This is a genomic window from Chamaesiphon sp., assembly GCF_041738855.1.
Lineage (GTDB): Bacteria > Cyanobacteriota > Cyanobacteriia > Cyanobacteriales > Chamaesiphonaceae > Chamaesiphon.
Genome location: NZ_JBGSPA010000026.1, coordinates 1 through 9,436 on the forward strand (window position 1 = coordinate 1; position 9,436 = coordinate 9,436).

Annotated in this window: 9 protein-coding genes; 3 read left to right on the plus strand and 6 right to left on the minus strand. The window is 45.4% G+C overall.

The window, feature by feature from the left end:
- Positions 1 to 311 precede the first annotated feature (311 nt).
- A complete protein-coding gene (locus ACEW9I_RS03450) occupies positions 312 to 1,364 on the plus strand; it encodes a WD40 repeat domain-containing protein (RefSeq protein ID WP_373538975.1) in 1,053 nt (350 codons plus the stop codon).
- Between the two features lie 448 nt (positions 1,365 to 1,812).
- Here ACEW9I_RS03450 and ACEW9I_RS03455 read toward each other — a convergent pair whose 3' ends face one another.
- Positions 1,813 to 3,441 (minus strand): NAD(P)H-quinone oxidoreductase subunit 4, encoded by a 1,629-nt coding sequence (locus tag ACEW9I_RS03455; protein WP_373538976.1) that lies wholly within the window; start codon positions 3,439 to 3,441, stop codon positions 1,813 to 1,815.
- Positions 3,442 to 3,836: 395 nt separating this feature from the next.
- Here ACEW9I_RS03455 and ACEW9I_RS03460 point away from each other — a divergent pair, with 395 nt between their 5' ends.
- A complete protein-coding gene (locus ACEW9I_RS03460; RefSeq protein ID WP_373538980.1) occupies positions 3,837 to 4,604 on the plus strand; it encodes a carbohydrate ABC transporter permease in 768 nt (255 codons plus the stop codon).
- Between the two features lie 69 nt (positions 4,605 to 4,673).
- Complete coding sequence (locus tag ACEW9I_RS03465; RefSeq protein WP_373538977.1) at positions 4,674 to 5,042, plus strand: hypothetical protein; 369 nt, start codon at positions 4,674 to 4,676, stop codon at positions 5,040 to 5,042.
- A gap of 36 nt (positions 5,043 to 5,078) precedes the next feature.
- On the opposite strand, the gene ACEW9I_RS03470 is transcribed toward ACEW9I_RS03465, so the two are convergent.
- The 5 genes from ACEW9I_RS03470 to ACEW9I_RS03490 form a co-directional block, all read right to left on the minus strand.
- Positions 5,079 to 5,723 (minus strand): nitroreductase family protein, encoded by a 645-nt coding sequence (locus ACEW9I_RS03470; RefSeq protein ID WP_373538981.1) that lies wholly within the window; start codon positions 5,721 to 5,723, stop codon positions 5,079 to 5,081.
- A 229-nt stretch (positions 5,724 to 5,952) separates the two neighbouring features.
- The gene (locus ACEW9I_RS03475; RefSeq protein ID WP_373538978.1) at positions 5,953 to 7,242 is read right to left on the minus strand and encodes a glycerate kinase; all 1,290 of its coding nucleotides are present in this window, start codon (positions 7,240 to 7,242) and stop codon (positions 5,953 to 5,955) included.
- A 15-nt stretch (positions 7,243 to 7,257) separates the two neighbouring features.
- Positions 7,258 to 8,406, minus strand: a complete 1,149-nt coding sequence (tgt, locus tag ACEW9I_RS03480) for a tRNA guanosine(34) transglycosylase Tgt (protein WP_373538982.1) — start codon at positions 8,404 to 8,406, stop codon at positions 7,258 to 7,260.
- A gap of 389 nt (positions 8,407 to 8,795) precedes the next feature.
- A complete protein-coding gene (gene minE / locus ACEW9I_RS03485; protein ID WP_373538983.1) occupies positions 8,796 to 9,107 on the minus strand; it encodes a cell division topological specificity factor MinE in 312 nt (103 codons plus the stop codon).
- A 76-nt stretch (positions 9,108 to 9,183) separates the two neighbouring features.
- A partial coding sequence (locus ACEW9I_RS03490; RefSeq protein ID WP_373538979.1) for a hypothetical protein occupies positions 9,184 to 9,436 on the minus strand: 253 nt, incomplete at its 5' end.

Sequence of the window (9,436 nt, forward strand, 5' to 3'; positions counted from 1 at the left end):
CAGCACCAATTCGACTAGTTCAGCTTGGCTTAACTGTTCGATTTCGGTTTTTTCTTGCTGTATCTTCGCTGTAGGCTTTTTCATTCGTCTACTCTAGCAGATTTTCCCCCCTCTAGCATTTTCAACCTGAATCCTTACGAATAAATTGTTTATCACCATTAATTATTTTTTGTTTTTCTGTATTCTTTTTCGGATGCAATGCTAACTTTGAAGTACCAAGGCTAGATGAGAAAAAAGCAATAATAGTCAATAATCTTAATAATCTCAAGGGAATTTTCAGTGGTAAAAATGAGAAAGAATATGAAGAGCTTGTGTCTAGTGGATTTGACGGCACAATCTACAGTAGATTATTTACTGTAGAATCCAAAATAAATTCATTAGATATAGCAAAAGATAATAATGTTTTTGCTTATGCTGTTGAGAACCCAGCTCATATCATTATTGGTAGTCTTGATAGTTTGGAAAATAAATGTGTAATATTTCCTTCTAGAAAAATTGAAGACACAGTAACTAGCGAAACTCAAGACAATAATAAATTAGTTGCTACAAGCATATCCTTTAGCAAAAATGGTAAGTTTTTGGCGGCAAGAATGCTTGGTGGAGAAGTTAAAATTTGGGACGCATCCACTTGCGAAGCTCATCAACAAATCAATCTCGATCTAAAAAATGTATTTACTAAAGAAAGCTATGATGAGTTTGTGGCTTATAAGGTGATATTTATTCAGAATGATAAATTATTACTTGTAGATCAAAAGGCTGGGCATACCCACATAAGAATTTTTGATTTTACAACTGGAAAAATAATAAAAGAAAAAGTATATGAGCTTCTAATTTCAGATGGAGATAAATTTATAGTTAATAATCGTGGGGATTTGCTAGCAATATTCTTCGATCGAAAAGGTACATATGTCGTTGAACTTGATACGTTTAACACCTTGTATACTGTAGTAGGAAGTTACCCGTCATTTAGCCCAGACAACCGATTTTTAGCAATTAACAAACCATCGTCATCATCATTGCTCGTAGGTAAAATAGCATTGCTAGATACATACTCAGGCAAAGAAATCAAAACTATCTCTGATGGCAAGTCTAATTTTAGAGATATATCATTTAACCCAAATGGCAAAGTGTTAGCTATTAATGCTAGGGACAAAAAGAGCTATCGAATAGACTTCTGGGATACTGAAAAGAATGAATTAATTACGAGTATAAAAAATGAAAACTACGAGCTTACTAACTCTGTTGATTTTAGCTCGAACGGTGAACGTATGATAGTCAGAGGCAACTATTTAAACAACAAAGCTTTGCTTGGAATCTATAGTGCTACCCCTCTGCCAAAGATAAATCAAGAGGATGTTGATTGAGTATCAATGATTAGTGTGTTATTGCGGATGTGTTTTTTGACCTTGCGACTAGATTGAGGTACAACTTCAATTAATGCTCTCAGAGCCTTATTAATAGACTCTGAAATCGTAAAGACTCTAGCCACATCTTCATCTAGGACGATCGTCTTCAATCCCTTGTCAGTACCCGCAAACTGATTGGGTCTTGCCTAAGTGTAGTCAAATTCATATTCGGCTGCGAGTTCATTATCCGAATATTGAGACTCATTAAAACCTGTTCTGTTCATCATTCTCCCTCTCTCTACGAGTAGCTAAACGGTTAAAAAGTTTTTGACGAAAATGACATCGCGATCGCTCGCTCGTTGCAGTTCGGGGGTGAGGATTTCCGAAGCCATCAACAGATCGATCGAAGAGAATCGCATCGCTCGGCGATCGAACCCCCAAATATTTGGCTGGATAAATCCGCTCGCTAAGTCTTAATTCGATCGACGACATTTACCAATTTACTGGGAATAGCTGGTGACGCGATCGCGCGTTGCGATTTCCATGCCATCGCGCGATCGTAGAAGCTAGCATTGTTACCCTGAGCGACGAGCGGCTGTGCTGCCCGCAAATGAGCTGCTACTGCAACCGTGGTGCTGTCATAAGTTTGAGTTGCAAGCTTTGGATACCAGCCAATCCCAATAATCGGTATCAATAGCGAAAAGGCGATCGCCAATTCGCGCGGCGTGGCATCCAACCAAGGTGCAGCAATCGAGCTGAGCTGGTTGCCAAAGAACACCCGTCGCAACATCGATAGTAAATACACGGGTGTAATCAGCAAGCCTACCGCCGATAAGAACACAATTGTCGTTTTGAAGCCATCGCTGTAGACATCACTGGTGGTTAAGCCGAGGAAAATTGTCAATTCGCCGACGAAGCCGCTCATCCCTGGCAGTGCCAGCGAAGCCATCGAGGCAAATGTGAACAAAGCGAAAGTTGTGGGCATTGATTTGGCAATACCACCCATCTTATCCATCGACAGGGTATGCGTCCGCTCGTAAGTCACCCCAGCCAGGAAAAATAGTACCGCCGCAATCAGCCCATGTGAGAGCATTTGGAGCATCGCGCCATTGATGCCCAGCGCAGTGAATGAAGCAATCCCAATCAGCACAAATCCCATGTGGGAGATTGAAGAATAAGCGAGGCGACGCTTGAGATTGTCCTGAGAAAAAGCAGCCAAGGCACCGTAGATAATATTGACTACACCTAGCACTGCTAGCACTGGTGCGAAATACACATGAGCGTGGGGGAGCATTTCGGCATTCAAGCGAATCAGGGCGTAGCCACCCATCTTGAGCAATACCCCAGCCAAAATCATCGAACCAGGTGCGGGAGCTTCGCCGTGTGCATCTGGGAGCCAAGTGTGAAATGGGAAAATCGGCAGTTTTACACCAAAGGCGATCAGGAAACCTGTGTATGCCAACAACTCTAACTCGATCGGGTATTCTTTTAGTCCGAGCTGGGCAAAGTCAAAAGTAACGGTATCCCCATAGAAAGCCAATGCTAGTGCAGCTACCAGGATGAAAATCGAAGCCAAGGCGGTATAGAGAATAAATTTGGTGGCGGCGTAAAATCTTTGCGCTCCACCCCAAATCGAAATCAGTAAATAAACGGGAACTAGCTCCAACTCCCACAGCATAAAGAACATCAGTAAATCTTGAGCGAGAAATACCGCGATCTGGGCACTGTACATCACTAGCATCAAGCCAAAAAATAGCCGTGGCTTGATCTGGATATTCCACCCAGCAAAGGTAGCTAGAGTCGTCACAAAGCCTGTCAATACCACTAGGGGCATAGACAAACCATCCACCCCTACCGACCAATTTAGACCCAATTGTGGTACCCAACTGTATCGTTCGACCAACTGCAAACTAGAGCTACTAAAATCGTACTGTGTAGCGAATGTATAGACGATTAAGCCAAATTCTAAGATCCCGATGCCCAGTGCGTAAAGCCGCACAGTTTTACCATCGGTGTCAGGTAATACGGGGATAGCCAAGGCAGCTATGAGCGGAAATGCAATAATCGCAGTGAGCCAGGGAAATTCAGAAATCATAGATAGGCGATGAGGATCGAGTCGGATACTTCACTGCAAGACAATGACGATATCAAGTGTATAGGTATAAATACTCATTGAGCTGATTATATACTTTGTCAAGAATGAGCGCAACTCTTAAACAAACTTTACAAATTTTAAAATACCGTTACTAATAGATTACCCTTTTTCGTTGCCAAATTTGCACATTTGGCGCATGGCGATCGATCTCAGTGGCGATCGGTCGCATCAAAGTGCCACATCTAAGCGTAAGATCTTGAGGATCGCCTCACTGCGGCAAAATCAATCGCCTTATGTCAAAATCATCCCCACATATTACACCAGTTACTTTTTGGCAATCTTCAACCGTGAGAGTGGTGAGGATTTATGCTGGACTGAGTGCGATCGCCAGTTTGATGCTATTTCCCTTGTTGTGGTTGGTAAGTACGGCACTCAAGTCAGCAGACGAGAATATTTTCCAGTCACCACCTCAGCTATTGCCGAGCCATCCCACGCTCGAAAATATCATTAGTGTATGGCAAAGTAACGATTTTGGACGCTATTTGTTTAATAGTAGTGTGGTCGCAATTTTGAGTGTGATTATTAATTTAATATTTTGCGCGCTAGCTGCTTATCCGCTGGCTAGATTGGAATTCACAGGTAAAGAGCTGATTTTTACGATCGTGGTAGCGACGATTATGATTCCATTTCAGATCGTGATGATTCCGCTGTATATCATCGCCGTTGAGTTGGGATTAGTAAATACTTATTTAGGTGTGATTTTGCCCAATCTCGCTTCAGCTTTTGGCATATTTCTACTTCGTCAAGCCTTCCAATCTGTCCCCAAGGAACTCGAAGAAGCGGCGCGGATCGATGGTTGCTGGGAGATCGGGATCTGGTGGAGTGTGATGTTACCTGCAATTCGCCCTGCTTTAGTCACGCTGGCAATTTTTGTCTTTATTGGTGCCTGGAGTGATTTTTTGTGGCCATTAATCATCCTCCAGGATGATACTTATTACACTCTCCCGCTGGGCGTAGCCAAACTGGCAGAAGGTGCCTTTGGGCTAAATTGGCGGCTGGTAGCGGCTGGGGCGGTGATTTCGATCGCGCCTGTGTTGATGTTATTTATGTTTGTGCAGCGATACATCGTCCCTACTGCTGCGGGGAGTGGAGTTAAAGGTTAATAAGATCGACGATCGGAGTTAGAATATGGATATTGCTACCCAGATTATGGCAATACACGTAATATATCGATGATTGACTTAGAATTAATATTTCGCGCTCACATGTACTCGCTCGATCGCTTATTGGTCGAGGTAAAAGAGTTATTAGGGCAAAAACAAGCAGAATCTTTTGGGAAGGAAATACTAGGTAGTATTCCCACTATCCCATCACTCAAAGATCTGCCCGCAGTAATTGCGATCGCGATGAGATTCGAGGCAATTGATGAGTATACGCTCTCAGCATCTCAATTGGCAGTGTTGGATCGCGAGATCGAACGATTGGGGGGGAAATATTTGGGCAAAAATCGTACCAGAGAACTACTTAGTAGCGTGGCTGCTGGATTGCCCGCCGCAATCGATCGAGACTTTCAAGCTTGGTTGGCACAACAACTACAGTGACTGACAGTTGTGCTTACAGCAGTGATGTTGTTGAAGTTAGCCGTGATAAGGTCGATCGATCCGATCGAGTGAGATATTAAACTCAAATGGTAACCGACCGGGATTTTTGCGCGGCTCGGCACAATAACCGACTGGGAGTACCAAGGCAATCGCCAGATCTGGATCGTTTTCAGCCCCGATAACGGCTTTGACTAGATCTTCACTCCAGCCATTCATCATACAGGTAGACAGTCCCAAGCTTTCAGCCGCAATTGTGGCATGAGTCGCGGCAATCATCGCATCTTTGATGGCATATTCCCGCGCCCTGTCGCCGATGGCTGCGGCAAAGTCTGGAACGGCTTTCTTGAAATAGGCAGCAGTAGCTTCACTCCAAGCTCCAGTCTGGATGCCCTGTTCGAGTACTGGTGTGATGTCTTTCTCTCCAGCCTTGATATCTGCCGCAAACACGAGGTTTACAGGTGCTTGGACGATTTGAGGTTGATTGAAACAAGCCGCTCCTAAAGCGGCTTTTTGGTCGGGATCTTGGATGATTACGATCCGCCAATCTTGGATATTGTAGCTACTAGGTGCAGCAACGGTAAGCTCGATCAGTTGGCGGAGTAGTTCTGGGGCGATCGGGTCTGGTTTGAAGCTTTTGATCGATCGGCGTTGTAAAATTGCGGTCGGTACGTCTAGTGGCATCATTTAGGTTTTAGGTTTTAGGCTTTCGGTTTTAGGTTTGAGTTAAGCCTTCGAGAAACTCCTTTGCTTTTAGCGCAGAGAGGATCATTTATCTTGTAGGCAATTAATTTGATATCTGCTCACCGCAACTGAGTTGTTCGATTGTTCGAGATTGTCGAACTATATCAATTAACGCGGCACAATGCAAGTAGCCACACAGATCGAGATCTGTGAGGAAATTTTGTGGGTATCAATCGACAATGGCGATCGTGATATCCGCAACATTGGTACCTGTCGCACCGATGCGATGTAAGTCGCCTAAGCGATCGAAAAATGGATAGCTATTGTGTTCATCGAGTGCCAATTGAGCATCTAAGCCTAATTTTAAGGCTCGATCGATTGTTGTTTCATCGATCGTCACGCCTGCCGCGTCTGTCGGCCCATCTGTGCCATCAGTTGCCAATGTGACAATCCAAGCAGGCACATCGCCAGCGGCAAGCTCAATCGCTGCTGCTAATCCTAATTCCTGATTGCGCCCGCCCTTACCCTGGCAATTGTGAGGCAATGTCACGGTAGTTTCACCCCCATATATCAACACAGTCCGAGCTGGACGAGCAATAATTTCACGAGCAATTTGAGCACCTCTGATTCGCGCCTCTCCGTCTAGTTCGGTAGTCACAATCTGGGCGTCATAACCCATTTCTTGCGCCGCTTGAGCTACGGCTGCACAAGCTTGATGATTATTGCCGATCGCGAAATTGTCGGCATCGGGATGATTGGTTAAACCCGAGGCAATTACTGCAATTGGATCGCCAATTACATCCGACAAAATCAGTCCGATTACTTTACCATTGTGTACGCGCTCGACTAAACCGCCACCCTTCAAGCGATCGATCCTCGATCTGACTGCATTAATTTGCTCGATCGACATTCCACTTGCTAATAGTGCTGAATTTATCGCTTGAATTATGTCAAGCGAAATATTTGCTTGAGGATTTACTGTCAGAAGATCGGTCAATTGACTAGAGATCGCCGATTGGATTAATTGCTGAGTTTCTTTAGTAATTTCAGGTGTGGGTGGATGGGTGAATAATTCAGTCAGAGCAGACCAAGGATGTGGTGCCACCGCCAATGCCGAGGCACCACCAGAAATGCCAGTAAGGACGATCGTTTGCGCTGTACAAGCGGTAAGTAAGTCCCACATCCGCTCTCCAGCAGCCAAGCTAAATCGATCGGGAACTGGATGTGCTGACTCGATCGACTCCCAGTTTCCTGGCAGTTGTAAATCACCTAAATGATGATATTTAGTAACAACTAATCCTTGGGAAATGCGATCGCCAAACAGGGCATTAATAGCTCGTGACATTGGCACCGCAGCTTTGCCAATACAGATACAGCGAATATCCTTGTCTTTTAGATCGTACTCATGCTCTCTAATTATTAATTGCTCGCCATCGACAACCAGATGATTTTGAATAGCATTAAAGGGATCGACAGCAGCTAATGCTCGATCGATTAATAATTGAATTTTAGCTTGCATGGTGGATTTTTTGGACTAGTGCTGAGCCTCATCACTTGTCGAGACTTCCTCCCCATCGGTGAGCCAGTGTCCAAATTCTTCTACAAATCGATCGCGTAAAATTGCATCGCGAATCTTCTGAGTAAACCGAATTAGTTCGGTAATATTGTGGATTGATAAGAGTGTAAATCCAGTGATTTCGCCACAGCGAATGAGATGGCAAATGTAAGCACGACTAAAATTTTGACAGGTATAACAAGGGCAGGTATCGTCTAAGGGGGTAAAATCGCGCTTGAAGGGGGCATTCTTGAGATTCCAGCGTTCGCCTCGGACAAAGGCTGCACCATGCCTAGCGACGCGAGTAGGGATGACACAATCAAATAAATCGATGCCGGAAGCGATCGCGATCGCCATTTCTTTGTACGTGCCAATTCCCATTAGATAGCGAGGTTTACTCGCGGGCAATAATGGTGCGGTGGCGCGGACGATCTTGTGGATAAAATGTGCGGGTTCGCCGACACTGACACCACCAATGGCATAACCATGCACATCAAATTCCTGAAGTGACTGGGCTGCTGCTGCGCGTAAGTCGAGGTGGACGCCACCTTGGACGATCGGAAATAATGCCTGATCTTCAGGGCGTTGATGTGCCTGGATACACCGCCCCAGCCAGCGATAGGTGCGATCGGTTGCGGCGATTACTTCCTCGCGAGTAGCAGGGTAGGGCGGACATTCATCAAATGCCATAATCACATCAGCACCGAGGGCATTTTGAATCTGGATCGATTTTTCTGGAGAAATAAAAATCATCCGCCCATCGAGGGGTGATTTGAAGGTGACACCTTCTTCAGTAATTTTTCGCATCTTGCTGAGGCTAAATACCTGAAATCCACCCGAATCGGTCAGCATCGGCCCGTGCCAATTCATGAACTTATGTAGTCCGCCTGCTGCTTGGATGAGATCTTCACCTGGGCGCAGGTGCAGATGATAAGTATTCGCCAATACCATCTGTGCTTGGGTATCTTCCAAGTGGGCAGAGGTAAGCGTTTTGACCGCCGCCGTGGTACCGACGGGCATAAATCTCGGTGTCTCCACAATTCCATGTGGAGTGTGAAAAACACCAGCACGAGCATGAGTATGGCTACATGTGCCCAAGCAGTCGAAGGAAAAATGAGGGTGTTTCAAAGTTACGCAGAGGACGCGGAGTAAGGGGAGTACGCAGCGGAAAGTGCGGTCTTGGGGTTTCCCCAAGTAGAGCACCTTTCCAAGACAGAGAGTCGGTTAGTGGGACTGGGGGGTGGCAGGGTGGTTTCATCCAAGATAAGGAAAATGCACAAACCCTGGTGCTTAGTCTTCAACCGCCCTGAACTGAAGTTCGAGCTAATAGCAAAAGTTCACTGAAGTGAACTGAAAGGTTTTTTCTTTTGGTGTATGAAACTACCCTGCTGGGGGACGAGGGGACTTGGGCATCGTTCAAACACCATCCACCATTCACCCCTAAAGCCTTGCTTGGTGAAACACATGCGCCAGGTATCCTCCGCGTGATTTCATCCGCAAAACCTAAAGCCTAAAACCTAACTAGCAGGCTCATCCCCCGCCCAGCCTAGCGGGGATGTTTCCGCATCATCCTTGACGCGACGAATGGGTAAATTGGCGATGAGAGCTGTTACGCGTTGATTGCTCTCTAGTGAAAAATCTAGACCTTGAGTGTCGATTTCAACGTAGCGAGATACGACTTCTAAGATTTCTTGACGCATCATCTCCACCATTTGGGGGCTGAGATCGGTGCGATCGTGAGCAATAACTAATTGTAACCGCCGCTTGACATGTTCCCGACTCGGCTCACTGGCACGGGGGAATAACAGTTCCAAAAATTCATTAATCATAGTCATAGTAATGCGGTCGATAGAAGGAATTAGCACCTAAATGATGGAAATGTTGATGGGCGCAGCTTGGTGACAATTAATTACTGGCAAACTTCCCGACCCAATCTCTACTTAGATGGTGATGGTATACCTGGTGCTGTACTCTGAAGGAGCTACTGGATCGCCAATGCAGGATCGGTACAGTAAGGATTAAAGTCAGTGAAGGAGTCGCCCCCTCCACTGCTCTCCAAAACGGAACGTGATAGTTTCCCATCATTCCGCTCCTCAGTAAAACGGTCGTTGTCATCAAAACGTCGTTACCAACATATCGTCTTGCCAGAACCAATGCT